Raw genomic sequence first — 24612 nt, 5'->3', positions numbered from 1 at the left:
TCAGGATGAAAGGTATTGTTCTGGCAGGGGGAAGCGGCACGCGCCTGCATCCCGTCACGCTTTCCGTCAGCAAGCAACTGCTGCCCATTTACGACAAGCCGATGGTGTATTATCCCATTTCCGTGCTGATGCTGGCCGGAATCCGGGAGATACTCATCATCTCCACCCCGCGGGACCTGCCCCTGTACCGGGACCTGCTGGGGGACGGCAGCAGGTTCGGCGTCTCCTTTGAATACCGGGAACAGCCCAGGCCGGAGGGGCTGGCGCAGGCCTTCATCATTGGTGAGGAATTCATCGGAAAGGACACGGTGGCCCTGGTGCTGGGGGACAATATTTTTTACGGGCGCGGCCTGACGGAAAAGCTGCGCCGCGCCGCGGAACTGACGTGCGGGGCGACCATCTTCGGCTACCAGGTGCACGACCCGCACCGTTTCGGCGTGGTGGAATTCAATGAAGAGGGGAAGGCCGTCTCCATTGAGGAAAAGCCGCTCAAGCCCAAGTCCGACATGGCGGTGACGGGCCTGTATTTTTACGACAACCAGGTGGTGGAGATCGCCAAAAGGATTCCCAAGTCCCCCCGGGGGGAACTGGAAATCACGTCCGTGAACCAGGAATACCTGAAAATGGGCCTTCTGAATGTGGAAAAGCTGGCGCGCGGCTACACGTGGCTGGACACCGGCACGCATGACACCCTGCTGGAGGCCTCCATGTTTGTCCGCACCCTGGAGCACCACCAGGGCTTCAAAGTGGCCTGCCTGGAGGAGATTGCCTTTAACAACGGGTGGATTTCCCGGGAGACGCTTCAGGACCAGGCGGGAGCCATGAAAAATAACGGCTACGGCTGTTATCTGGATGAACTGGTGAAATAGGGCATCCCCCTTCTTTCAGGAATTTTCCGCGGGGGCCTGTGTCCTGCTTCCGTCTGGTGTGCTTTTCCCGGCTGATGGGGCTGTGCCCTTTTTTGCGGCTTCCACCGTGCCGGAAAGGGGATAATCCGGGGAAAGGGTGGCCTGCGTTCCGTCATGGAATTCCAGATGGTACTCCCGGTTCTGTTCCGGGTCTCCCGTAGCCACGGAAATGCGGTACCTGTCCCCCAGGTCGCGGACCATGATGAAACCGGGCCTGTCCACGCTCTTCAACGGTTCCGGAAGATCGGAACAGGGGGCAAAAACCACGTATCCCGTGGTTCCCGTGGCGCGGTGCGCTACGGTATGCGCCGCGGCGTCCTTCCTGAGGATTTCCACCGGAGGCCGTTTGGATGAGATGGCGGCGGCGAATTCCCTTTCCTGCGCGGGAGTGGGGGAGATGCACATGGTGTAGCAGCAGGAGGCCGCCGCCGGGTCCGTGCCGTGGTCCAGATAAGCCAAGGCGAAGGTGCCGCGGGTGGGGGTGTAATACGCGGCATTCGCGGACAGGGGGGATTCACGGAACCGCTTTTTCCTGATATCCAGGCAAGGATTGTTCCGTGGATCTTTAAGGTCCTGCGTATTGAAATAAGTCCACTCCTGTTCCCGGATGCGGCAGATGACCGGGGCGCCGGGATGAATATAATAGCAATTTCCCATTAAATCGCGCAAAAGGGTGGGGGAGCTTCCGTCCTGACGGGAATGTGCGGACGGCTTTCCGTTGACCAGGAGTTCCGTTTTCCGCGCCTCCATGGATTGCTGGAACAGGGTGGTGACAATGTTCTTGCCGTCAGGCCGGGCCGGGCTGATATCCGTGGTGATGACGGTGATGAGGTCATCAAAAAAGAACGCGCTTTTTTTGAAGGCAATGTCCCGGCAATTGAAATCATTCCCCCAGATGCCGTTCCCGTCCATTTCCACGCCTCCGGCCATGTTGCTGCGGTTGCTGAACAGGGCGTATCCTTCAAAAAGCTCATGGCTCTCCCTGACGGGATTGGTTCCGGCGGGCCAGTGGTTCCAGTTCCAGCCGGAGCGGCGCCAGCCCGTTTCCCGGCCCATGGTGATGAATATGGTGCCGTTCCTGCTGTAGCGTCCGTAATTGTTGGACTCCGTCCAGCCGTAAATCTCCAGCCCCCTGTGCTTTTGAAGCATCCCGACGGCTGCCGCCTGCCAGTCATCCCGGCGGTGGAGCCCCGTCGCCGCCAGGTTCAGGCTCATATGGCCTTCCGGCAGGATGGGCGCAATGCCCATGGAACGGTACGTTTTCGCCTCCGGCGTCTGCTCCCGGTCCAGCGCGGCCAGGTAAATTCCGGCCATCTCCCGGTCCGGAGAGGAGGGCTGGTCCGGACTGCCCAGCCGGGCCATCAGGAGGGTGGCGGGCGCCATGCTCAGGGACATGGGCGCTCCGCTGCGGAGGTAAAGATTGGGCGCCAGCTGGCCGTGCATGATCTGGAAGGCGCATGCCCGCACATAGGCGCGCAGTTTTTCCTGGGCCTCCGGGGAAATGCGGAACTCCGTATCCCGGAAGGGCAGAATCTGGGTGTGAAGCAGGGCGGGGGGCGTGTAGCCGCCGTAGGACAAATGGTGCCCGGTATGGTGGTGGGCCGTTCCGTCCCTGCCGAAGGGCAGCCCGTTTGTTCCGATGACGAGGTCAAGATAGCGCTTGTAGGCGCGGAGCCGCTGGTAGCGTTCCGCTTCATCCGGAATCATCAGGATGGCCGCCGGAAGATGGGAGGAATAATTGTAAAACTGGTCGCAGGAGCTGTACGGATGCTCGCCCAGCATGGCATGGCCCATATTGAGGAAGGCGACGCTTTTGGCCATCCGGTCAAGAATCCCGGCACGGGAAAGCAAATCCCGGTGGGCGAAGACGGCCGGTGAAAAATGGCGGTAATCGTACCCGTTGCCGATCCAGCCGAAATTGGCGTTCCCCTCCTGGAACCCCTGGTCCAGAAAATGGCGGCACATGAGAATGTACATCTGTTCCGCCTTGCGCCGGTTATCCCCTTCTTCCCGCTGTACGGCGGCGGCCAGGTTTCTGAACAGGGGCAGGAACGTCTTCTTGAAGTCAACGGAACCGGGAACCGTATGGAACCCGTCTGCGGAAAGGGCCAGCGGTTTTCCCGTTACCGCATCTCCGTTTTCACGGATATCCAGCAGGTTGAAATCCTGTTCCAATTCGGAAAAAGACCTGTAATTCGCGCCTCCGTGGCCTCTCCCCTGAAAAAAATGGCGTTCCAGCCGCTCCATGTCGGCCCTGCTTTTGGCCCCGATGCGCTCCGCCGGAAGGAAGGGAGGCAGCCAGGGACGGTTGAGGCGGATGTCATGCCCGCTGTACCGGGTTTGGGAGGGGGACGCCTGGAGCAGTGAGGGCTGATCCGCCCAGGGCTGCTGGTCGTCCGGCTGGACCGGGCGGGAAAGGAGGGCGGGGCTGACTGAATCCACGCAGAGAGTTCCGGAGGGGAAGGCGGGGCGGAAGACGGCTCTGTCAAATTCAGTCCCCGGCGGGATGCCGAGCCGCTCCAGATTGATGCCCAGCGGCCTCCATCCCCGGTAGTCCATGTTGAACCAGCAGGAGGCGATGAGGGCGTCCCCATGATAAAGATCCACGTAAAGGCGTTCCTCCTGCTCATGTTCCAGATACGCCCAGAAGGCGAAGTGGGTGGACGCTGTCCGGGTCCGTACCGTTTTGCACGGGGCAAACGTATGGGAGAGGGAGGAGCCCGGCGTGTTCCATGTCCATTGGAGGGAATGTGTTCCTTCCTTATAGTGCCGGTTCGTCCGGTTGAGGGAACTGCCGGGAGAGGCGGCCCAGCCGTCCGCGTTCTGTTCAAAACCGGAGAAGGGCTCTCCTCCCCAGGCGCAGGCAAGCAGGAGAAGGAACGCCGTCCAGTGGATGGTAAAGGGCATAATCAAGTTACTCCTTTCCGGTTCCCCATCTTTCAAACGCCGCCATGGAATAGGGAATCCCGCCTGCCTGTTACCGGCTTCCGGGCATTTCCGGGTTCTGCACATCCGGCAGGGAGGCTATTCCCGCCACGTCCCGGTACAGGGACCGGGCCAGCATGGCGGAGAAAACGGCCAGGGCCGCATCCAGCCCGCAGGAAAGCAGGAGGGCCGCATAGGGCAGCGCGGAGGCTGCGGATGGGGAAGGGCCGGACAGCACGTTCCATAACAGGAGGAACAGGAAAAACAGCAGGCTCTGCAATCCGTTGCAGGCGGCCAGGACAGCCCAGGCCAGAAACCTCTTTCTGGCGCGTAGGGGATAACCGCGGGTATAGGGAAAGGCAAAGAAGGCGGTGACTGCGGCCAGAAGAAGGAACATCTCCCAGGTTCTTCCCATCTCCCCATACTGGAAGGCGGCGGGCAGCCCGGTGAACGGGATGAGCAGGGCGTACAGGGACGGAAGAACCGCCAGCATGCTCAGCACGCGGGTGACGTGGCTGCCGCGGGATGCCAGCAGAACCCTGCTTCCCCACATGGAGATGCACGCCAGGGAAAGGATGCTGAGAAGGGCGGCCCAGGTTCCCGCGCGCAGCCATCCGGGCATCTGCTCCGGATAAGCGGCCAGGAAGGGGAGGGCCATGTGGATGAGCGCCGTCAGGATGGACCCCGCGCCGAAGAGGAAGGCGCAGGCTTTGATCAATGCCTTGGCTGCGGGATAAATCATCCAGTTCATGGGGAGGGGCGGCAATAGTGAAGGCCGGGAAAAAGGAAAAGGACCGCCCCCTGTGCGGGAGCGGTCCTGTAGGGTTAACGTGGAGTCATGAGCGTCAATGCGAATGACGGCAGGCAGGAGTTACTGGTACTGGGCCCAGTCCACATTCTTCATATCTCCGCTTCTGGCCAGCTCGGCATGCATGCCCAGGGCGGCACGGATGGACTGCGGAGTCTGGGCCTTGCCGCCGGACAGTTTCAGGTAATCCCAGAGGATGTTCTTGTAATCCGGATGGACGCAGTTCTCAATAATGGCCTGCGCCCGTTCTTTCGGGCTCTTGCCGCGAAGGTCCGCGACGCCCTGTTCGGTAATGATGATGTTGACGTCATGTTCCGTATGGTCATGGTGGGAGACCATGGGGACGATGGCGCTGATCTTGCCGTCCTTGGCGACGGACGGGCAGGTGAAGATGGAGATATAAGCGTTGCGCGTGAAGTCGCCGGAACCGCCGATGCCGTTCATCATCTTCGTGCCGCCGATGTGCGTGGAGTTGACGTTCCCGTAAAGGTCGGCTTCAATGGCGGTGTTGATGGAGATGACGCCAAGGCGGCGGATCACTTCCGGGCTGTTGGATATTTCCGAGGGCCGGAGCACCAGCTTGTCGCGGAAGAAGTCCATATCCCTGTAAATGCCTTCCAGGCAGTCATTCGTAACGGTCAGGGAACAGGCGCTCCCGAATTTCACGCGGCCTTCCCGGATCAGGCCGATGACGGAGTTCTGGATGACTTCCGTGTACATTTCAAAGGCGGGGATCGTCTTGTCGCGGCCCAGGGCGCCCAGCACGGCGTTTGCGATGTTGCCCACGCCGGACTGAAGCGGGAGGAAGGTGGAGGGGATAATGCCCCGCTTCATGTCGGCGGCCAGGAAGTCGGCCACGTTCTGCCCGATTTTATCGGTCAGGGGGTCAGCCGCGGCAAAGGAGCGGGCTTCGTCCGGCCAGTTGGTTTCCACGATGCCCACGATCTTCCTCGGGTCAACCTGGATGTATGGTTTCCCGATGCGGTCGCTGGGTTTGTAAATGGGGATTTCACGGCGGTTGGGGGGATCCAGGGGTTCGTAAACGTCATGCAGTCCCATGGCGTTTTTGCTGTGGGCGGCGTTCAATTCCACGACGATCTTGTCGGCAAGGCGGCAAATGGTGGGAGCGATCCCGCCGGCGGCCGTCAGATAAATTTTACCGTCGGCCGTGACCTCGCAGGCTTCGATGATGGCCATGTCCACTTTACCCATGAACCCGTAACGGATTTCCTGGGCCATCTGGGACAGGTGGATGTCGTTGTAGGCGATTTCCCCATTGTTCACCGCCTTGCGGAAATCAACGTTGGTGGTGTAGGGGGCGCGGTAGCGAATAGCCTTGGCGCGGGAAAGAACCCCGTCGCAGGAATCGCCCGTGGAAGCTCCGGTGAAAACGCTCACCTGGAAGGGGTTCCCCTTCGCGTGTTCCGCCTCTGCAATTTTTGCCAATTCAGCCGTCACAGCCTTGGCCGTCCCTGCGGGAGTGAACCCGCTCAGGCCAATGTTATGGCCGTGTTTAATCAGGCTTGCTGCTTCTTCTGGTGTTAGTTCCTTGTAACTCATGTCAGTGATTTTTGTTGGATGAAAGAGAAAGAAACTCCGTGTAAACGGAGCGGTCAGGCTTATTCTTCAACAAGCCTGTTGATCAGGTGTGCCGGAACGGTCCGGAGGGAGCCGGCCGGAAGGGATACCACAGGATTGCCCTGATCGTCAATCCCCGTAAAAATTCCCCGGATGGTTTCGTCATCCGTAAGGATGGAAACCGGCCTTTCCCCGGCCCATGCCTGCGCCAGTCCGTCCTGAAGGGCCGGGATGCCGCCATGGGCAAAGGTTGAAAAAACCTGGTCCAAATGCCTGCCGAGGGAAGCCATGACGTCATGCAGGGAGGGGCAGTCCTGAACAAGATCCGCGAGCCTTGCGGGAGGGTCCTTGATTTCTCCGGCTATGGAGGCCACGTCATTGAAGACGTTGACGCCTATGCCGATGACGGCCATGTTCTCTGCCGGGCGTTCCACCAGTATTCCCGCCAATTTGGATTTGTCCGCCAAAAGGTCGTTCGGCCAGCGCAGGCGCGCGGAGGTTACTCCCATGCCATGGAGCATGTTCAGCAGGGCAAGGCCTGCAACCAGGGGCAGATGCCCCCAGCAGACGGCCGGGGAAGGCTCCGGGGTGTCCAAAGGGACGGTAAAGGAGGCCCACAGGCCGCCTTCGCCGCCAATCCATTTGCGGTTGAACCTGCCGCGGCCGCCTGTCTGCACGCGGCAGACGGCAATGTGCCCGGGGGGCAGGGAACGGGCCAGGTCATTGGTGGAAAAAGCCTCGGCCCATTCATGATAGGTCCAGTCGCCGCATGGTCCTTCCTCCTCTGGAGGAGTGGGGAATGGGGCGGTGGAATTCATGGGATGGGCCGAGGCCTGGAATAATTTCAAATCAGGTTACCTCGCCAGGGTGGCGATGTAGTAACCTGCGATGACTGCGGTGCCGATCACGCCCGCAACGTTCGGTCCCATGGCGTGCATGAGAAGGTAGTTGGAGGGATCGTACTTCTGGCCCACATTGTGGGAGACGCGCGCCGCCATCGGGACGGCGGAAACGCCTGCGGAGCCGATCAGGGGGTTGACCGGATTCTTGCGCCAGATAAGGTTCATGAGCTTGGCGGCAATCACGCCGCCCGCGGTGGCTACGCCGAAGGCGACAATGCCCAGCAGAATGATCAGCAGCGTTTCCTTCTGCAGGAAGCGGTCCCCCTGCATCGTCAGGCCCACGGAGGTGCCCAGGAAGATGGTGACGATGTTGATGATTTCATTCTGGGAGGCCTGCACCAGGCGTTCCGTCACCTTGCACTCGCGCAGGAAGTTGCCCAGCATCAGCATGCCGATCAGCGGAGAGGCGTCCGGAATCAGCAGGATGGTGACAATGGTGACCAGCACGGCGAAGAACAGTTTTTCACTCTTGCTCACCGTTCGCAGGGATTTCATGCGGATGACGCGCTCCTTCTTCGTAGTCAGCAGCGCCATGATGGGCGGCTGTATCAGCGGCACCAGGGCCATGTACGTGTACGCGGCCACGGCCACGGCGCCCAGCAGGTGCGGAGCCAGCTTCATCGTCAGGAAGATGGAGGTGGGGCCGTCAGCGCCGCCGATGATGCCGATGGAGGCGGATTCGTTCGGCGTGAAACCCATGAACAGGGCCATGAAGAACGTGGCTGCCACGCCCACCTGGGCCGCTGCGCCCAGAAGAAGGGTGCGCGGTGCGGCGAGCAGCGGGCCGAAGTCCGTCAGGGCCCCCACGCCCAGGAAGATGATGGGCGGGAAGATTTCAGCCTTGATGCCGAGGCCGATCCAGTCATACAGGCCCCCGTGGATGGAGGTGACCAGCAGTTCCTGGGTATGCTGGCCCACGGCCACGTACTTGCCTGCGGCGGATACCACCAGGGGTTCCAGCTTCTGCGTTTCCAGATTCACCGGGACCTGGTTGCCTTCCGTGTCAAAGTAGTTGACTCCCTTCTGGCGCAGAACGGTGGTTGCTCCTCCGTTGGTGAGCAGGTAGACCGGATCGTTGTCGTCGGCTTCCGTCACGTTGTGGAAGTCCTTCAGGTTGGGGTCCACCGTCAGGCTGTCGTCCCCCAGAAGGGCGGCGTCAGCCTTGGCTTTTTCCTGGGATTCCCGCACGGGCTTGATCTGGGAAACGGTCAGCGGGCTGCCGGGATAAACCTGCATGGGCTGCTGCATGTTTGCCAGATACTGGGCGCGCGCTTCAGGCGTGGTCAGGTTGGCCGGCACCTTGACGGGCGCCTGCTGGAGCGGGGCCACATGAACGCGCAGGTAGCCCACGTTGTTCAGGGACGTGGCCGTTACTTCCCCCGCTTTATTGGAGGAGATGACCTGCTGGTTCAACTGGGTGATGAGCATTCCGTTGTCCGGAATGTTGGCGATGAGGGCGCCAAAGGCAATCGGAACCATCAGCAGAGGTTCGTATTGCTTGGCCACACCCAGGTACAGGAGAAGGACGGCAATGCCCCACATCCCTACCATTTGCCATGATAGGGAGAAGATGCCCATCCCCTGTAAAAAGGTGATTAATGAATCAAAAAGACTCATATGGAATAATTCTTGTAGCGGTTTTTAGTCTGAGTCGGAGTCCGGACCCGTGTTAGTGGGGCCGGGCGGCTGCCGCCGGGATTAACCAATCTTGGCCAGCGCCTGTCCTTCCTGAACCGTGTCGCCCGCGCTTACGCAGAAAGCGGTGAGTGTACCGGCGGAGGGAGCATAGATGATGGTGTTCATCTTCATGGCTTCCAGCGTCAGGATCTGGTCACCGGCCTTCACGGCGGTACCGGGGGCAACGTCCAGGGAGACGACCTTGCCGGCAAGCGGGCTGGGAACGTCGCCAGCGCCTGCGGCGGCCGGAGCGGCGGCGGGCGCGGGAGCCGGAGCGGGCGCCGCAACAGGGGCGGAAGCTGCGGGAGCCGGGGCTGCAACGGGGGCCGGAGCCGGGGCGGAGGTGGTGGAGGAGACCTGGTCCAGGAGTTCTACGGATACGTCAAATACCTTGCCGTCAACGGTGATGCGAAGTTTCTTCATAATAATGTATGGTATGGAATGTTAAGTTAATGGTTCCCGCCGGAGGGGCGGGGGTAGGGGTGAATAATGGAGTGGTTCAGTGGGATGGCCGGATGCGGTGGGAGGCAAAGATTTCCGCCCTGCCTGCGGCCGCATAGCCGGAGCCGGGGGATTGCTTGATTTCCACGATGCGGTGGCTCATGCCGTCCAGGCCTGCGTCCACGGCTGCGGAGATGACGGCCACCATTTCCGGCGTGAGCTCCGTCATGGCGGAGTCCACGGCTGCGGAGAGGATGGCGAGCATTTCCGGAGTCATGCCCGGCTTTCCTGCGGCCGCGGGAGCGGCGGCAGGTGCGGGAGCGGAAACAGGCGCTGCGGCCCTGGCTTTGGCCTTGTTCTGGATGGAGGCGGCAATGGAGCCGCTGATGGTCAGAATGACGGCCAGGCCACCCAGGCACATCATGACCACCAGAATGCCGACGATCTGGTAGTCCAGATTGTCCATGATGTTGGCCATGCCCTGTGCAAAGGCTAGTGCTGTGAGTAACATATGAATCCGTTAAAATGGATGTTAGAGCGGAATGTTGCCGTGCTTCTTGGCCGGGCGCACTTCCTTCTTGTTCATCAGGGTGCGCAGGGCAAAGGCGATCTTGGCGCGGGTTTCTTCCGGATTGATGACTTCCGTGATCTGGCCCATGCCGGCCGCCACGTACGGGTTGTAGAAGGCGTCCCGGTATTCTTCCAGAAGCTCTCCCTGGCGCTTGGCTTTTTCCGCAGGGTCTTCCACGGCTTTCAGTTCGCGGCCGTAAAGCACCGGAACGGCGCCTTCCGCGCCCATCACGGCGATTTCCGCGCCGGGCCAGGCAAAGACGGCATCAGCGCCCAGGTCCTTGCAGCACATGGCGATGTAGGCGCCGCCATAGGCCTTGCGCATGATCAGCGTGACCTTGGGCACCGTGGCCTGGGAATAGGCGAAGATGAGCTTGGCCCCGTGGCGGATGATGCCGCCGCGTTCCTGGTTCTTGCCGGGCAGGAAGCCGGGCACGTCCACCAGGTTCACCAACGGAATGTTGAAGGCGTTGCAGAAGCGGATGAAGCGGGCGGCCTTGTCGGAGGAGTCAATGTCCAGGCAGCCGGCCTTCACGTTGGGCTGGTTGGCGATGATGCCGACCACCACGCCGCAGATGCGGCCGAAGCCGACGACGACGTTCTTGGCGAAGTCCTTGTGCACTTCCAGGAAGTCCCCGTCATCCACCAGGCGGCTGATGATGGGCTGCACGTCCAGGGGGGTGCGGTTGTCTGCGGGGATCAGGTCGCTCATGCCTTCGTCCGCGCTCAGGTCAAGCGGGGTGTCCAGCTTGTGGGGCGGTTCTTCCGCGTTGTTGGAGGGGAGGAAGGAGAGGAGCTTCTTCAGGATGTCCATGGCGTGCGCGTCGCTGTCCGCCACAAAGTGGACGTTGCCGGACACGGTGGCGTGGATGGCCGCGGAGCCGATGTCGTCCATCGTGCACTTTTCATACGTGACCTGTTCAATCACCTTGGGACCGGTGATGTACATGCCGGCGTTGCCGGAATTGCGCATGATGATGAAGTCCGTCAGGGCGGGGGAATACGCCGCGCCGCCTGCGCACGGGCCCAGGATCATGGAGATCTGCGGAACCACGCCGGAAGCCAGCACGTTGTTGTAGAACACCTGGGCATAGCCGGACAGGGCCGCCACGCCTTCCTGGAGGCGCGCGCCGCCGGAATCGTTCACCGTCACCATCGGGATGCCGGCCTTCAGGGCGTACTTCTGGGCGTCCGCAATCTTCATGGCGTGCATGTAGCCGAGGGAACCGCCCTGGGCCAGGAAGTCGGAAGCCGCGCAGGCTACCGGACGTCCGTCCACCAGGCCGAAGCCGGAAACGACGCCGTCGCCGGGGATTTCCTTCTTGCCCATGCCGAAGTTGTGGCAGTTGTGGCGCACGTGCATGCCGATTTCCGAGAAGGTGCCGTCTTCAAAGAGGTACCCCATGCGGTCGCGGGCGGTCATCTCGCCCTTTTCATGCCTTTTGTCGATCTTTTCCTGACCGCCGCTGAGGATGACCTTCTTGCGGCGGCTGTTCAGATCGTCAATCAATTTGGGATCAATAGCCATTTGGTATAGTGGTATGGTGAATTCGGGAGAATGCTTACTTGCCGCATCCGCAGGAGTCGGGATGCTGGCAGAATTCGGTCAGAACGCCGAAGGTGCACTTGGGATGCAGGAAGGTGACCTGCGTGTTGTGCGCGCCGGGGACGGGCGGGTCGTTCAGCACGGTGAGGCCTGCATCCTTGGCCTTGGAAATGTTGTCGGCAATGTCGTTGGTCTTGAAAGCGATGTGGTGGATGCCCTCCCCTTTTTTCTCAATGGCCTTGGCAATGGCGCTTTCCGGAGAGGTGGGTTCAAGCAGTTCAATGTGGACTCCGGCAACGTCAAACATGGCGACGCGCACCTTTTGCGTGGGCACTTCCTCAATGTGGGGCTCTCCGAATCCGAGCGCATCACGGTAATAGGGAACGGTGGCGTCAAGGCTCTTGACGGCGATGCCGATATGGTCAATTTGTTGAATCATATGCGTATGATGGTTGTAGGGAATGCAGGTGAAAGCCTGCAATACATCAGGAGCCATTAAAGCGGATTTTTTTTAGAAGTGAAGCGAAAAGCGGAAAAATGGCGAAATCACGGATGCTTCGGTTCGCCTGCTTGATTGCCCCGCCGGATCAGGTATGGTAGGGGGTATGCTGAAGAGGGGATTAGCCGTATTGTTCTTTCTGGCGGCGTGGTTTTCCGCCGTCCGGGCGTATGAACTCCAGCCCGCGCATGTGGCCGTGGTTTACAACGGAAAATCGGAGCTGAGCCGGCGCATGGCCGCGGAATATGCTCGGGTGCGCGGCGTGCCGGAAAGGAACCTCATTTCCCTGGATTGTCCCGCGGCCAATGAGATTTCCCGGAAGGAGTACGAGGACCTCATCCGCGCCCCCCTCCTGCGTGCGGCCCGGGAACAGCGCTGGTGGGTGCCTTCCGGCATTGCCTCCGCCCCCATGATGGACCGGAAGATTTTCGCGCTGGTGCTGATGGCGGACCTGCCGATGAAGATACGGCATGAAAATCCCGTGCCCCCTCCCGGGAAGGACGTGAACCAGATGCAGACGGACCGCGCCGCCGTGGATTCGGAACTGGCGCTGCTGGCCGTGGACGGATATGAAAAAAAGTCCTGGCTGCCGAATCCCTATTATAATTCCAGGGAGGATTTTGTAGGCGCCGGACTTCCCACGTTCCTGGTGTGCCGCCTGGACGGCCTGACGGCGGAGACCTGCATGCGGCTGGTGAAAGAACCCGCGGAGGTGGAGAAAAACGGCCTGTGGGGGTGGGCGGTGGTGGACCGTGGCGGCCCCTACGCCCAGGGGGACGCGTGGCTGGACGCCGTGTTCCGGAGCGTGCGGGAGGCAGGCATGCCCGCCTACCTGGACGACTGGCCCCAGACGCTTCCGGAGAAGTTCCCGCTGAGCCGGGACACGGCGCTTTACTGCGGGTGGTACACGGGTACGGCAAACGGTCCGTTCACGGACCCCTCCTTCCGTTTCCGTCCCGGTGCGGTGGCCATGCACCTGCATTCCTTCAGCGCCTCGGATTTCAAGGTTCCCGGCACGGGGTGGAGCTCCGCCCTGCTGGAAAAGGGGGCGGCCGTGACGGTGGGGAACGTATATGAACCGTTCCTGGGCGCATGCCACCGCTTTGACATTTTTGTGGACCGGCTGCTGGATGGCTATTCCGTGGCGGAGGCCTCCTGGATGAGCATGCCCGTGCTGTCCTGGCAGGGGGTGGTGTTCGGAGACCCCCTCTACCGCCCGTATGCCCGCATGAAAAGCATGGATGTGAAGCCCACGGAAGAGGACCGCTACTTCCAGGGCTGGTGGGCTTCCCGGGTGCAGTTCGGGGACCGCTGGCGGGAGCGCTCCGCCCGGCTGCTGGAGACCGCCCGGAAGGCTCCCTCCTCCTGCCTTTATGAAGCGCTGGCCCTGGAATACCTGTACCGGAAGGATCCGGTGCAGGCCGGAAAGCTGGTTTTCTCCGCGCTGGACGGCGCGCCGGACGCCCGCACCCGCGCCCGCCTTCTGCTGGAGTCCCTGCTGGTGGAGCGCGCCCAGGGAGGAGAAAAGGCGTGCCTGATGCGCATGGACAGCGTTCACGCGCTCATGTCTTCCTCCGCCTTTCTTCCGGCGCTGGAGGAATGGCGCGGCAGGATGGCCCCGCCTCCGGTCCCGGTTAAAAAATAAAATTGAGGCCGTACGGCAAATTTGGATTGCCTTTTAGGGGATTATGGCCCATATTCTGCGTCCCGTAAGTTTTCCTTTTACTGATATTCACCAGCAATAGATAACACAAGATGAACATTATCAACAAAATCGAGCAGGAGCAACTCAAGGCGGACGTGACCGCATTTAACGTAGGTGATACCATCAAGGTTCACACTCGTGTTATTGAAGGCGGCAAGGAACGTATTCAGATTTTCCAGGGCATCGTGATCGCCAAGCGCGGTTCCGGCGTCAATGAAGCTTTTACGGTGCGCAAGATTTCCTACGGTGAAGGCGTGGAACGCGTGTTCCCCCTGCACACCCCCCGCATCGCCAAGATTGAAGTCGTAAACCGCGGCAAAGTCCGCCGCGCCAAGCTTCACTATCTCCGCGGCCGCATCGGCAAGGACGCCATGACGGTGAAAGCCGCCAAGCGCTAACCGGAGGAATTGCTATTTTTGCTGGCCCGGCCCGCCGTGAGGCGTGGCCGGGTTTTTTATGCCCGGAAGGAAGTCTCCCATGAGGGTGCAGGGACGGATGGAAAGGGCCCCGGGCCTCTGTCTCAAAAAGCTTCCGTGAAGCATTGAGAATAGCCGGATACGGGAAAAAGCGGGAGGGGGAGAAGATAAGCTTGCCCGCCCGTGCTCCCGGCGGGAGCCTGCGGTAGAGGCGGATTGTCCGGGGGAAGGGTCAGCGTACTGCCAGCCGCCTTTGCAGGGAATGGAAGTGGAGCATCATCAGCACGGAAACCAGCAGGCATGCAATAAAGGCCATGCCGTTGTACATGATGACGGGCCGCACCATGCCGTTCATCAGGGCTTCCAGCTCCCGGTCCAGCGCAAACGCGTTCCCCGGGTCTTCTTCCGCCCAGGCGCGGAAGGTCTGGAAGAAGCTGGCCAGGGGCTGGCACAACGTATACAGGAAGACGAGCAGGGAGCCCGGCACGCTGACGGCCCAGGCCGTCCATATCCAGCCCTTTCCGCGTGAAGGGCCGGGGGAGGACAGGGCCTTGTTGATGTCCAGCATGGCTTGAAGGGGCATCCATATGTTGCCCACGGGCAGGAAGAAGGAAAAGACGCAGAGAAGGGGCGTGCAGCGCAGCGCCCCCTTCTTCACCGCTTCCGCGTTCTGCGCCAGGCGGTAAACCAGCATCAGCCAGCAAATGACCAGCCCGGCGGTGCACAGGTAGAAAAGGCTGCCGTCCATGGTGAAGGGCGCCGTGCCTCCTGCATTCACATGGGTGAGGGAGACGGAGGCGCTTCCGCCCTCCTGAAGCTCCTTCACGGACTGGGCCACCGTTTCCGCGATGGCCTGCTGAATCAGGGGGAGGTCATGAAAAACCAGGTACAGGGTGCCCCCTGCCAGCGCCAGCGCAAACAGGCACAGGAGGAAAAGGAGAACGCCGGTTTTCCGCAGGGGCGGGAACCCGGCTGGAGGCGGTTGCTCAGGCATTATTCTTCCTCAGGGGCGGGAGCGGGCGCGTCCGGCTCTTCTTCAGGGCCGTAGGCCTCCACCTCCGTCAGCGCCAGCGGGCGGGCGGGATTGGTGGATTCCACGCGCAGGGCGCGCGCCTTGACCGGAGCGTCCAGCTTCCAGGTGGTGACGTTGGTGGATTTTTCAGAGGGGGTGGTGGTGAAGGTCTTTTCCGCCAGCACGTTCTTGTCATTGTCGTACAGCAGCACCTTGAACTCCTCCATCGTGCCCAGCAGGGTCAGGTTGGCAGGAGTGTAAATGACCACTTTTTCCACGGTGCGGTTGGCCCCCGCGCCGAAGTCGATGCCGAACCAGGCGTTTTTCCCTTCCACCACGCCGGTGGCGCTGATGGAGACATCCGCAAGTTCGGAACTGGTATTGCCGTCAACGGCCTTTTCCGGACCATAGGCGTCCAGCATGTTGCGGTTGGAGCTCTGGCGCACCTTCACGCCGGGCTGGAGGCTCCAGTTGACCTTGCCGGGTTCTCCGGAAGATTTGGGGACTGCCGGTGCGGGAGCGGGGGGCGCGGCGGGAGCCGGTACCGCAGGGACCGGAGCCGGAACGGCGTTATCCGTCGTGGCCGGGACGGCGGGGGCAGGAACTGCCGGGGCGTGGCGGCGCGCCTCCCGGTTCGCCTTTCGCGCGGCGTCCGCCTTCGCGTTATTGTTCTTCTGCACCTGCTCGTTGTAGTCATTGCGCATTCTGGCCACATCCTTCTTGTACAGGATGCAGGTGTAAGTCAGCACAATGCCCACGATCAGGGCCGGGATGAGATAATAGTAAATATTGGACTGCCCCTTCTGCGTATTCAGGGAGGGGACCGCCGGGGCGGCGCCCGTGGCCGGAAGGGCGGCGGCGCTCCTGCCCGTGGGATTGGCAATCGCCTTGTCCAGGTCCGTGATGAAATCCCCCAGGTTCCGGTAGCGTTCCCGGGTATCCGGATTGATGGCGCGGGAAACCACCGCATCCACGGCGTCGCTGCATTTGACCAGGGTGGAAGGCATGGCGAAGCCCGTTTCCATGGGCGTCTTGCGGGTCAGCAGAATGTAGAGCGTCAGCCCCAGGGCGTAAATGTCCATGCCCGGCGTGAACGTGGCCTCCGCTCCGGTGACCCATTCGGGGGAAGCGTAATCCCCCATGTCCACGGGAGGCTGGGCCGGATAAATGTTGATGGGCAGCAACAGGGCGTCACCGCCGTCCGCCCTCAGGCAGATCAGCTTGGGCGTGATGCCTCCGTGAAAGATGCCCTTGCGGTGCAGCGTCAGCAGCCCTTCCGCCATGTTCCGGACCAGGTTGAGCGCCGCCTGGGGGGGGATTTGGGGAAGCTGCTCCAGGTCCGCCAGGCGCGGATAGGGGGAATGCTCGGAAATGATGAAGGTGAACGGCCCCGCCTGCCCCACTTCATAAACCCGCAGAAGGCCCTGGTGCGCCTGCTCCACGATGGTGAGGGAGCGCACGATGAATTCCGGGTCCCAGCCGAAAACGCCGGCTTCTTCCGTGGGGACCACCCGCAGCATGACGGGCGCAAAGTTGGATTTCAGGGTGGCCGTAAAAATCTGCTGGGGGCCTTTGGTTCCGGTGAGCCGGATGTTTTCCAGCTGGGGGAAGAGAGCGGAAATCTGGTCCATGGAAAGGGAGTCGTCGTCGGGCATGGAGGAGGGGGAATAGTATTGGCAAATACTCTAGCTTGAATCCTCTGCCGGAAGCAACTCTATAAGGGGGCATATTGCCGGAGGGAGGAATTTTTCTTCTTCCTCCCAGCCGCGTCATGTCCGTTCCCGGCAGAAGCGGAGGAATGTTTTTCCGGCAGTGAAGGCGGCATAAAGGGTGCGGAAGAGCGCGGAACGGAGGCGCCCGGAAAGAAACAAGGCAGTTGCTCCATGCTCCGGGGCAGGGGAACGCCCGCTTTACGGCCTCTTCAGGATGACGGGCGGCGCGGGATTGGTCTGCCACACCGGGGTGGCGGCCCTGGCGTCCGCTTCCTCCAGCGCCTGGCACCCCTTGACCCTGGCCAGGTGTTCGCGGAGGATGCGCCGCAGTTCCACGGCGGCGGCGGGATCGTCCTGCACGCTGTGCCCGGACGGGACGATCTTTTCACTCTCGCTCCAGTCCAGATGGGAGGAACGGTACTTCACCACCCCGTCGGAGGAGTGGGGCGTATCGTTCCTGCCCCTGTCGCCAATGATGGAATGAACCGGAACGGAGGGGGAGCCGCGCAGCTCGGACATGTACTTGACCAGGGAGGAGTTGGGGGAAAGCTGGCGGATGCTGGTGAGCTCGTCCTTCAGCTGGAGGGGATTCAGCAGGAACATGCCGCGGCTGAGGGTGGCAATGCGGGTGACTTCTTCCAGCATGTCCGCGGGGAGGTCGATCAGGCGCTGGCCCAGCCGCCCTATCCAGTTGTCCGCAAAGGTGGAGCCGCGGTGGGGCGTGGCCATGTACACGATGCGCGTGACGCCCCGCGCCGGGGAGAAGATGAAATTGTTCTGGAGCTGTTCCAGCGTATGCTCGTCGCAGTGCAGGGGTTCCAGCCCGGTTTTCCAGTTCTCCAGCGTCATGTCCGCAAAGGTCTCCGGGGGCAGTTCAAACAGGCCCCTCATCAGCGTCCACGGCTTGGTGGAATTGTTGAACCGGGTGATGAGGCCGCCCATGGAGTGCCCCACCATGACGATGTTGTTCATTTCTTTGGAGGCGCCGCGGGGGTTGTACTCCTTCATCAGTTCCTCCAGAGCCTCCCGCTGCCTGCTGGCCGGAATGGTCCAGGCCAGCCCGGACGGATAGCCGAAGAACCAGAACTGGTAGTTTTCCCGGATGACGGGGTCCACCAGCAGGCGGTTGGTCAGGTTGGCGAAGGTGGCGGGGCCGGACATCAGGCCGTGGGTGAACAGCACGGGAATTTTCTTGGGATCGTACGGTTCGGAAAAATAAAGCCCCATCGTATTGATGGCCTTCTTGGGGCGGAACGCGCCCAGCAGTTCCGTGCCGTCCGCGTCGGAAAGCTTCCAGAACAGGGCGATGGGTACGGAAAAGTTGGCCGCCAGAGGGTGCCGCACCTTGTTCTTGCCGATGAAGATGTGCTCATTCATCAGGCGCGGGATGGTGCGCAGCGCCGGTTTGCCGTCTACCACGCGGTCAAAATCCAGAATGGCCGTCAGCGTGTGCACGTTGCCATTGTCCTTCAATACGTTGGCATGGGGCCGGGAAACGCCCTGGGGCGCCAGGCCCGCCAGGGGAATGCCCATGCCTTCCACGGTTACGCTCTCCCGCAGGCGGAAGGTGGGGTCCACCTCGTCGGACATGTAGATGGCTTCATAGAACCACGGATTGCTGTCCTTGGCGTAAGGGGCTTTTTCAATGATGAAGGGGAGGCTCCGGCGCGTCCTCTCATTCATGCCGCCCTCGCGTTTGGCCTCTTTCAGGTGCGCGGCCAGTTCCCGGATGCACGCGTTGTATTTCTTCCTGGCTTCCGGCCATTCCCTGCTGCGGCGCGGGTCCGCAAGGATGAGCCATGCGGCGTGAGCCTCCCGGATGGCCGCTGCGTCATCCTGGTAATGGGTGTACGCCGTTCCCTGCTGCTGGTGCAGGGAACAGCCGGAAAGGCCAAGAACAAGGCCTAAAAGAAGGGCGGAAGCCGTTTTCATGGTAGGAGAGGGAGGAGGGCCGCTGCGGGCGCGGGGGTCAGGAGAGCATTTCCAGAGACCTGCTCATGGACTTGAGGAAGGCCTGCACTTCCTCCTCCGTGTTGTACAGGGCGAAGGAGGCGCGGGTGGTCCCGGTGGTGCCCAGGGCGCACATGAGCGGCTGGCAGCAGTGGTGCCCGGTGCGCACGGCAATGCCCATCTGGTCCAGCAGGGTGCCCAGGTCATAGTGGTGGATGCCGTCCGCCAGGACGGAAACCACGGAGCTGTGCGGCACGTCCGGAGCCAGCACGGTCAGGCCCGGCATGGCCTTGAGGCCTTCCACGGCCATGTCCGTCAGCTTCTGTTCATGGGCGGCGATGTTGTCCAGCCCCAGACCGGAGACATAGCGGATGGCGGCGGCCAGCCCAACGGCCCCCCCGACGTTGGGCGTTCCCGCCTCATACTTGAAGGGAATGTCGTTGTAAACGGTTTTGTCAAAGGTGACCTCCTTGATCATCTCTCCGCCGCCCATCCACGGCGGCAGTTTTTCCAGCAGCTCCCTTTTTCCCCACAGAACGCCGGTGCCTGTGGGGGCGTACAGCTTGTGCCCGGAGAACGCGTACAGGTCACAGCCCAGCTCCTGCACGTCCACCTTCATGTGGGAGACGGCCTGCGCGCCGTCAATCAGCACGATGGTGTCAGGCCTGTTCTCTTTGGCCAGCGCGGTGATCTCCCGCACGGGATTGACGGTGCCCAGCGTATTGGAGACGTGCCCCACGGCCACGATGCGCGTGCGGGGGGAAAGCAGTTTTTTATAAGCCTCCATGTCCAGCGTCTGGCCCGGCGTCAGGGGGACGACCTTGAGGACGGCTCCCGTGCGCTCGCAGAGCATCTGCCAGGGAACGATGTTGGAGTGGTGCTCGGAGGCGGTCAGGATGACCTCGTCCCCCGGCCGGATCATGCCGGATTTGGCGATGGTGTCCGCCGCCAGGTTGATGCCCATGGTGCACCCGGAGGTGAACAGGACTTCCGCCGTTTCCGGCGCGTTGATGAACCGCGCTGCCGTTTCCCGTGATTCTTCATGCGCTTCTGTAGCCAGCTGGCTCAGGTAGTGGGAGCCGCGGTGCACGTTGGCATTCCGGGTCTCGTAATAATTCCGGGTGGCGTCCAGGACGGCCAGGGGCTTCTGCGTGGTGGCCGCGTTGTCCAGGTAAATGAGCGGTTTGCCGTGCACGCTGGTCTCCAGGATGGGAAACTGCGGGCGGATGATTGCTGTGTCAAGCATGGCTTATGGTACAAGTGAGGGTTCTTTGCGCAGTTCGTCCCATCCGCCTTCCAGGATGAAGATGGGGGCGCGGATGCCGTATTCCGGCTTTTTCAGTTCATTGGCTACGGCTGCGCTGGAGGTGCAGTCCCTGCTGCAAAAGATGACGATGCAGTAGCCCCGGTCTTCCGCCGTCATCAGGGCTTCCATGGCGTTCGCCAGAAGCTCCTGGTAATTGGCATCCGCCGGGCGCACGGGGTAGACGGGGGCCTGCGTGACGGTGTGGCGTTCAAAGTCGTCCTGCTTTCTGGCGTCTATCCAGATGACCTTTCCCGGCCATTCCTTCATCACCTGGGACAGGCACACGTGCCCTTCCTCCAGCGTCTCCGGGTTGCAGGGCGGCGTGCGGAACGGCTGGAAGACGCGCAGGTCCAGCGCGGCAATGCCCACCGCCAGCAGGAATACGGCCAGCAGGAGCTTCAGGGCGGTGGAAAGGGCGTCTCTCATGGCGGCGGGATGGGGCGGGCGGTCAGTCTTCCTTGATGGTCAGGAACCCCATCTGGCGCTTGTAGCGCGGCACGGTGGAGTCCGTGCGCACCCAGATGGTGTTGAAGGCGGGCTTGTCCGTGGACTTGGGGGTGACGATGATCTTGTATTCCCGGCCTTTTTTGACGGTGACGGGCTCATAGTTGAAGGCGTCCCCCGTCAGGTCCACTGTGGTCAGGTTGACGGGCAGTTCCTTGGAAATGGTGATCCTGATGGTCTTGGGGGCCGGGGCCTCCCCCCTGGTCCATTCCAGCTTGCGGGGCTCCATGCGGATGATGTCCGGGATTTGCGCCCGTATCACCAGCTTGTACGCGGAGCCGTTGGCGTGGACCGTCATGTCCTTGTCCACCGTACCGGAAAAATTGCCGGTCTTCATCACGGCGCTGATGACGCCTGACTCCCCCGGGGCGTACGTCAGCTTGTTGTCCTTCGCCCCGGCGGTCGTGCAGTCGCAGGAGACGTGGATCTTGCTGATGGTGACGGGTGCGCCGGAGGTGTTGGTGAAGGGGAAGGAAGCCGTAATGCTGTCCTGGTCCGGAGCCACTTTCACCGGAACCACTGTTTCCTTGAAGGACAGTTCATCCTTGCCGGAGGCGGTGCCCCCGCACAACAGCAGCCCTGACAACAGAATGGCGGTCCGTATGGTCATGGTCGTTTCAGGATGGTTTTTCCTCTTTCTTCCTGGCGGAGAAGATGCTGGCGATGAAGAAGATGATCGCCGCCACGAAGATGCAGGAGTCCGCCACGTTGAAGGCGGGCCAGCGGTAATTGAAGACGGGGATGGTCACGTCAATGAAGTCCACCACGTAGCCGTTCATGAGCTTCGTGAAAAAGCCGTGCGTCTGTTCGTAAGGAATCAGGAAGCCCTGGATGAGGCGGTCCGTCAGGTTGCCCGCCACGCCCGCCAGCAGCAGCACGTAAGCCAGCTTGAGCCATACCGTGTGGAAGAAGTTTTTCCGGTAAAGCACGATGAGGGCCACGATGGCGAGCACGGGGATGGCCAGGAACAGGTAGCTGGACCACACCGTTCCGTTCCCCATGCCGAAGGCCACGCCCGTGTTGTGCACGCGGGTGATGTTCACCGTTCCGTCCAGGAAGGAGATGGGCTCCAGCTCCCTCAGCTTGTTCAGGGCGTCCACCGTATGCGGGTTCAGGTCCGGGAACTGCGCCAGGTCCGCCGCCGGAACGCGCGCGTTCGTGGCGAAGTCAAGCGTTCCGTCCGCGTTGACATGGTGGAAGCCCGGGAAATCAGGCAGGTACGCGTACTTCTGGGCTTTCTCGTTCAGGTAATTCAGCGGGAAGCGGTGGATGATCCACAGCTTGCTGGCCTGGTCCAGGGCATAAAGCCCCAGCCCCAGCAGGCTCCACCAGAGCCAGCCGGGAAGCGTTTTCTTGCGGGGTGCGGGTTCCTTTTCCGTCTGGGAGTCCATAAAAGGTCGGGGGATGTGAGGTTGCCGTTCTCAGGAGAGGACTTCCGCGCAGCGTTCGCACACCTCGCAGCCGTCTTCCACGGGTTCATACCGGCGGCAGCGCGGGCACATGGCGTGTTCCGTTTTGGCGGCGGCGGCCGCCAGCTCCGGACCGCTCTTCACGTCCAGGTCCGCAATGATGAAGAACTCCGTGGCAAAGGCCCGGTCTTCCAGCAGCGCCACCACGTCCTCGCTTTCGTTTGCCGGGACGGTGAGGGAGATGGAAGCCTCGTTGTTCTTGGAGAAGGCCTTGGCCTTCACCTGTTCTTCAATGGCCACCTGGATGACGGACTTGATTTCCTGAAGGCGGGAGATGGCGGAGGAAGCCTCCTGCGTGTCGTACTCCGGCATCGGGGCGGGGAAGTCCTGCTCGTGCACGCTGCCTTCATACCCGGCGTATTCCCAGGCTTCATCCGCCGTGAAGGCCAGGATGGGGGCCAGCAGGCGGCACAGGGCCTTGAAAATGATCGTCATGGCCGTCTGCGTGGCGCGGCGGCGCACGGAAGTGACGTCGTCGCAGTACAGGCGGTCCTTGGTAGTATCCACGTACAGGGCGGAAAGGTCGCTGGAGCAGAACTGGTTGATGACGCTGAACGCCTTGCGGAAATCATAAGCTTCATAGGCTTTCAGCGTTTCCTTGATGACGGCGTTCAGGCGTTCCAAAATCCAGCGGTCCAGGATGGGCATGTGTTCCGGGGCGACGGACTGCGTGGCGAAGTCAAACCCGCTGATATTGCCCAGCAGGATGCGCAGGGTATTGCGCAGGCGGCGGTAGGGCTCCGTGACCTGCTTGAAAAGGTCTTCCCCGAAGGGGACTTCATTCTGCCAGTCCACGGAGGCGGCCCAGAGGCGCACGATGTCCGCGCCGTACTTGTCGTAATAATAAGCCGCGTCAATGGGCTTGCCGCTCTTGGCGTCTGACTTGGAGGTCTTCTTCCCGGTGTCCTTGTCCACCACGAAGCCGTGGGTCATCACAGCCTTGTACGGGGCCTTGCCGCGCCAGGCGACGGAAAGCATCAGGGAGCTCTGGAACCAGCCGCGGTGCTGGTCCGTGGCTTCCAGGTACAGGTCCGCCGGGGCGTCCAGTCCGGGGCGGGAATCCATGACGGCCATGTGGGAGCAGCCGGAATCAATCCAGACGTCCAGCGTGTCCTTCCCCTTCTTCCAGGTCTTCGGCAGGCCGAGGCGTTCGCACAGGTCTTCGTCGGAAAGTTCAAACCAGATATTGGAGCCGTGGGCCTCCACCATGTCCGCGATCTTGCGGACCACGGCGGCGTCCAGGACGGCCTTCCCGTTTTCGTCAAAGAAGACGGGCAGGGGCACGCCCCAGGTGCGCTGGCGGGAGATGCACCAGTCCGGGCGCGCCTCCACGGTGCCGTAAATGCGGTTGCGGCCCCAGGCGGGCAGCCACTGCACCTTGTCGATCTCTTCCAGGGCCTGCGGACGCAGTTTGTCCATGGAAATGAAGAACTGTTCCACGGCGCGGAAAATGATGGGCGTCTTGGAACGCCAGCAGTGCGGATACTGGTGGCGGTATTCCTCCACGCCGAAGAGGTTGTTATCCTTCTCCAGCATGGCGATGACGTCCTTGTTGGCGTCAAACACGTGCTTGCCCACAAGGGCCGGAACGCCTACTTCTTCCGTGTACTTGCCGTCGTCATCCACGGGGGAGAGGACGGGCAGGCCGTACTGGCGGCCCACGTTATAGTCGTCAGAGCCGTGGCCGGGCGCGATGTGGACGGCCCCCGTGCCGGTGTCCGTGGTCACGAAGTCCGCCAGGATGATTTTTGACGTGCGGGAAAGGAAGGGGTGCTGCGCTTCGCAGTTCTCCAGTTCGGCGCCCTTGAACTCGCGGATGGTTTCCGCCAGGGCCCAGCCCGTCTTCTGGGCGAAGGCGTCCAGCAGGTCTTTCAGGATGATGAGGGTTTCCGTCTGGCCGTCCTTCATGAACTTGCCGGCCACGTACGTGAAGCGCGGATGCAGGGCAATCCCCACGTTGGCGGGCAAGGTCCACGGTGTGGTGGTCCAGATCACCATGGAGGCCTCCAGTCCAAGCGGATTGTCCAGTAGCGGGAACCGCACGAACACGGAGGGGCTCACCTTCTCCTTGTAATCAATCTCCGCTTCCGCCAGCGCCGTGTAGGCCCCGTAGGACCACTGCACGGGCTTGCGGCTCTGGTAAACAGCGCCGTCTTCCACCAGCTTGGCGAACACGCGCAGGATGTTGGCTTCATACGCCGGCTTCATCGTCAGGTAGGGGTGCTCCCAGTCACCGAAAACGCCCAAGCGGCGGAAAGAAGTCCGTTGAATGTCAATAAAGCCCCTGGCGAATTCCGCGCAGCGGCGGCGGATTTCAGCCGCATCCAGGTCACGGGCCTTCTGCACCACCTTGAACTCAATGGGGAGGCCGTGGCAGTCCCAGCCGGGAACGTAGGGCGCGGCATAGCCGGCCATGGTCTTGGACTTCAGGACCAGGTCCTTGAGAATCTTGTTCAGGGCCGTGCCCATGTGCACGTCGCCGTTGGCGAAGGGGGGGCCGTCATGAAGCAGGAACCGGGGTGCGCCCTGTTCCATCCTGCGGGACAAAATTCGTTCGTACAGTCCGGTGTCTTCCCACTTTTTCAGGCGTACGGGTTCGTTTTTTGTCAAATCCCCCCTCATGGGGAAGCCGGTCTCCGGCAACAGGATGGTGTCTTTATAATTCTTTTTGGGCGCACTCATGC

Annotated in this window: 20 protein-coding genes; 3 read left to right on the top strand and 17 right to left on the bottom strand. The window is 61.6% G+C overall.

All coding sequences use genetic code 11. From position 1 onward, the window contains the following. The first annotated feature begins 5 nt into the window (after positions 1-5). Positions 6-869 (top strand): glucose-1-phosphate thymidylyltransferase RfbA, encoded by an 864-nt coding sequence (rfbA, locus tag HHJ06_RS08395; RefSeq protein ID WP_215428899.1) that lies wholly within the window; start codon positions 6-8, stop codon positions 867-869. Positions 870-884: 15 nt separating this feature from the next. On the opposite strand, the gene HHJ06_RS08390 is transcribed toward rfbA, so the two are convergent. From HHJ06_RS08390 to mce, 9 genes are all read right to left on the bottom strand, one after another. Further along, positions 885-3815 (bottom strand): chondroitinase family polysaccharide lyase, encoded by a 2931-nt coding sequence (locus tag HHJ06_RS08390; RefSeq protein WP_215428898.1) that lies wholly within the window; start codon positions 3813-3815, stop codon positions 885-887. Positions 3816-3885: 70 nt separating this feature from the next. Beyond that, positions 3886-4584 carry a hypothetical protein gene (locus HHJ06_RS08385; protein ID WP_215428897.1) on the bottom strand — a complete coding sequence of 233 codons (699 nt, stop codon included), beginning with the start codon at positions 4582-4584 and terminating at the stop codon, positions 3886-3888. 120 nt (positions 4585-4704) lie between these two features. Continuing rightward, a complete protein-coding gene (locus tag HHJ06_RS08380) occupies positions 4705-6201 on the bottom strand; it encodes an acetyl-CoA hydrolase/transferase family protein (protein ID WP_215428896.1) in 1497 nt (498 codons plus the stop codon). A gap of 59 nt (positions 6202-6260) precedes the next feature. After that, positions 6261-7037 carry a biotin--[acetyl-CoA-carboxylase] ligase gene (locus HHJ06_RS08375; RefSeq protein ID WP_215428895.1) on the bottom strand — a complete coding sequence of 259 codons (777 nt, stop codon included), beginning with the start codon at positions 7035-7037 and terminating at the stop codon, positions 6261-6263. 36 nt (positions 7038-7073) lie between these two features. Next, positions 7074-8663, bottom strand: a complete 1590-nt coding sequence (locus tag HHJ06_RS08370) for a sodium ion-translocating decarboxylase subunit beta (protein WP_343206614.1) — start codon at positions 8661-8663, stop codon at positions 7074-7076. A 156-nt stretch (positions 8664-8819) separates the two neighbouring features. Beyond that, positions 8820-9221 carry a biotin/lipoyl-containing protein gene (locus HHJ06_RS08365; protein ID WP_215428893.1) on the bottom strand — a complete coding sequence of 134 codons (402 nt, stop codon included), beginning with the start codon at positions 9219-9221 and terminating at the stop codon, positions 8820-8822. Between the two features lie 76 nt (positions 9222-9297). Then, positions 9298-9750 carry an OadG family transporter subunit gene (locus HHJ06_RS08360; protein ID WP_215428892.1) on the bottom strand — a complete coding sequence of 151 codons (453 nt, stop codon included), beginning with the start codon at positions 9748-9750 and terminating at the stop codon, positions 9298-9300. A gap of 21 nt (positions 9751-9771) precedes the next feature. Next, the gene (locus HHJ06_RS08355; RefSeq protein ID WP_215428891.1) at positions 9772-11337 is read right to left on the bottom strand and encodes an acyl-CoA carboxylase subunit beta; all 1566 of its coding nucleotides are present in this window, start codon (positions 11335-11337) and stop codon (positions 9772-9774) included. Positions 11338-11371: 34 nt separating this feature from the next. Further along, on the bottom strand, positions 11372-11794 hold the full coding sequence (gene mce, locus HHJ06_RS08350; RefSeq protein WP_215428890.1) for a methylmalonyl-CoA epimerase: 423 nt from the start codon (positions 11792-11794) through the stop codon (positions 11372-11374). A 166-nt stretch (positions 11795-11960) separates the two neighbouring features. Between mce and HHJ06_RS08345 the strand changes: the two genes are divergently transcribed. Next, a complete protein-coding gene (locus HHJ06_RS08345) occupies positions 11961-13499 on the top strand; it encodes a TIGR03790 family protein (protein WP_215428889.1) in 1539 nt (512 codons plus the stop codon). A gap of 110 nt (positions 13500-13609) precedes the next feature. Next, positions 13610-13957 (top strand): 50S ribosomal protein L19, encoded by a 348-nt coding sequence (gene rplS, locus HHJ06_RS08340; RefSeq protein ID WP_102713861.1) that lies wholly within the window; start codon positions 13610-13612, stop codon positions 13955-13957. Positions 13958-14207: 250 nt separating this feature from the next. Here rplS and HHJ06_RS08335 read toward each other — a convergent pair whose 3' ends face one another. From HHJ06_RS08335 to ileS, 8 genes are all read right to left on the bottom strand, one after another. Further along, on the bottom strand, positions 14208-14969 hold the full coding sequence (locus HHJ06_RS08335) for a DUF4328 domain-containing protein (protein WP_215428888.1): 762 nt from the start codon (positions 14967-14969) through the stop codon (positions 14208-14210). Further along, a complete protein-coding gene (locus HHJ06_RS08330; protein ID WP_215428887.1) occupies positions 14969-16642 on the bottom strand; it encodes a protein kinase domain-containing protein in 1674 nt (557 codons plus the stop codon). Before HHJ06_RS08330 ends, HHJ06_RS08335 begins: the two co-directional genes overlap by 1 nt. A 255-nt stretch (positions 16643-16897) precedes the next feature. Continuing rightward, positions 16898-18631: an esterase/lipase family protein gene (locus tag HHJ06_RS08325; RefSeq protein WP_215428886.1), complete on the bottom strand. Its 1734-nt coding sequence runs from the start codon at positions 18629-18631 to the stop codon at positions 16898-16900. A gap of 37 nt (positions 18632-18668) precedes the next feature. Continuing rightward, positions 18669-19895 (bottom strand): aminotransferase class V-fold PLP-dependent enzyme, encoded by a 1227-nt coding sequence (locus tag HHJ06_RS08320; protein WP_215428885.1) that lies wholly within the window; start codon positions 19893-19895, stop codon positions 18669-18671. Between the two features lie 3 nt (positions 19896-19898). After that, positions 19899-20381, bottom strand: coding sequence for a rhodanese-like domain-containing protein (locus HHJ06_RS08315; protein WP_215428884.1), 483 nt, complete (start codon positions 20379-20381; stop codon positions 19899-19901). Positions 20382-20403: 22 nt separating this feature from the next. Beyond that, entirely contained in the window at positions 20404-21069 is a 666-nt protein-coding gene (locus HHJ06_RS08310) for a DUF1573 domain-containing protein (RefSeq protein WP_215428883.1), read from the bottom strand. Between the two features lie 7 nt (positions 21070-21076). Then, positions 21077-21850, bottom strand: coding sequence for a signal peptidase II (locus HHJ06_RS08305; protein WP_215428882.1), 774 nt, complete (start codon positions 21848-21850; stop codon positions 21077-21079). 30 nt (positions 21851-21880) lie between these two features. After that, the gene (gene ileS / locus HHJ06_RS08300) at positions 21881-24610 is read right to left on the bottom strand and encodes an isoleucine--tRNA ligase (protein ID WP_215428881.1); all 2730 of its coding nucleotides are present in this window, start codon (positions 24608-24610) and stop codon (positions 21881-21883) included. Positions 24611-24612 lie beyond the last annotated feature (2 nt).

Source organism: Akkermansia muciniphila, from assembly GCF_018709685.1.
GTDB classification, from domain to species: Bacteria; Verrucomicrobiota; Verrucomicrobiia; order Verrucomicrobiales; family Akkermansiaceae; genus Akkermansia; species Akkermansia muciniphila_E.
The sequence above is the reverse complement of the archived record's forward strand: the minus strand, read 5'-3'. Positions and strand labels throughout refer to the sequence as shown.

Excerpts from the sequence above, each read along its gene's own strand:
- HHJ06_RS08355 (WP_215428891.1), bottom strand. The coding sequence starts at position 11,337 with ATGGCTATTGATCCCAAATTGATTGACGATCTGAACAGCCGCCGCAAG.
- HHJ06_RS08345 (WP_215428889.1), top strand. The coding sequence starts at position 11,961 with ATGCTGAAGAGGGGATTAGCCGTATTGTTCTTTCTGGCGGCGTGGTTT.
- HHJ06_RS08335 (WP_215428888.1), bottom strand. The coding sequence starts at position 14,969 with ATGCCTGAGCAACCGCCTCCAGCCGGGTTCCCGCCCCTGCGGAAAACC.
- HHJ06_RS08310 (WP_215428883.1), bottom strand. The coding sequence starts at position 21,069 with ATGACCATACGGACCGCCATTCTGTTGTCAGGGCTGCTGTTGTGCGGG.
- rfbA (WP_215428899.1), top strand. The coding sequence starts at position 6 with ATGAAAGGTATTGTTCTGGCAGGGGGAAGCGGCACGCGCCTGCATCCC.
- mce (WP_215428890.1), bottom strand. The coding sequence starts at position 11,794 with ATGATTCAACAAATTGACCATATCGGCATCGCCGTCAAGAGCCTTGAC.
- HHJ06_RS08320 (WP_215428885.1), bottom strand. The coding sequence starts at position 19,895 with ATGCTTGACACAGCAATCATCCGCCCGCAGTTTCCCATCCTGGAGACC.
- HHJ06_RS08360 (WP_215428892.1), bottom strand. The coding sequence starts at position 9,750 with ATGTTACTCACAGCACTAGCCTTTGCACAGGGCATGGCCAACATCATG.
- HHJ06_RS08375 (WP_215428895.1), bottom strand. The coding sequence starts at position 7,037 with ATGAATTCCACCGCCCCATTCCCCACTCCTCCAGAGGAGGAAGGACCA.
- HHJ06_RS08330 (WP_215428887.1), bottom strand. The coding sequence starts at position 16,642 with ATGCCCGACGACGACTCCCTTTCCATGGACCAGATTTCCGCTCTCTTC.
- rplS (WP_102713861.1), top strand. The coding sequence starts at position 13,610 with ATGAACATTATCAACAAAATCGAGCAGGAGCAACTCAAGGCGGACGTG.
- HHJ06_RS08385 (WP_215428897.1), bottom strand. The coding sequence starts at position 4,584 with ATGAACTGGATGATTTATCCCGCAGCCAAGGCATTGATCAAAGCCTGC.
- HHJ06_RS08325 (WP_215428886.1), bottom strand. The coding sequence starts at position 18,631 with ATGAAAACGGCTTCCGCCCTTCTTTTAGGCCTTGTTCTTGGCCTTTCC.
- ileS (WP_215428881.1), bottom strand. The coding sequence starts at position 24,610 with ATGAGTGCGCCCAAAAAGAATTATAAAGACACCATCCTGTTGCCGGAG.
- HHJ06_RS08390 (WP_215428898.1), bottom strand. The coding sequence starts at position 3,815 with ATGCCCTTTACCATCCACTGGACGGCGTTCCTTCTCCTGCTTGCCTGC.
- HHJ06_RS08380 (WP_215428896.1), bottom strand. The coding sequence starts at position 6,201 with ATGAGTTACAAGGAACTAACACCAGAAGAAGCAGCAAGCCTGATTAAA.
- HHJ06_RS08315 (WP_215428884.1), bottom strand. The coding sequence starts at position 20,381 with ATGAGAGACGCCCTTTCCACCGCCCTGAAGCTCCTGCTGGCCGTATTC.
- HHJ06_RS08370 (WP_343206614.1), bottom strand. The coding sequence starts at position 8,663 with ATGTGGGGCATTGCCGTCCTTCTCCTGTACCTGGGTGTGGCCAAGCAA.
- HHJ06_RS08365 (WP_215428893.1), bottom strand. The coding sequence starts at position 9,221 with ATGAAGAAACTTCGCATCACCGTTGACGGCAAGGTATTTGACGTATCC.
- HHJ06_RS08305 (WP_215428882.1), bottom strand. The coding sequence starts at position 21,850 with ATGGACTCCCAGACGGAAAAGGAACCCGCACCCCGCAAGAAAACGCTT.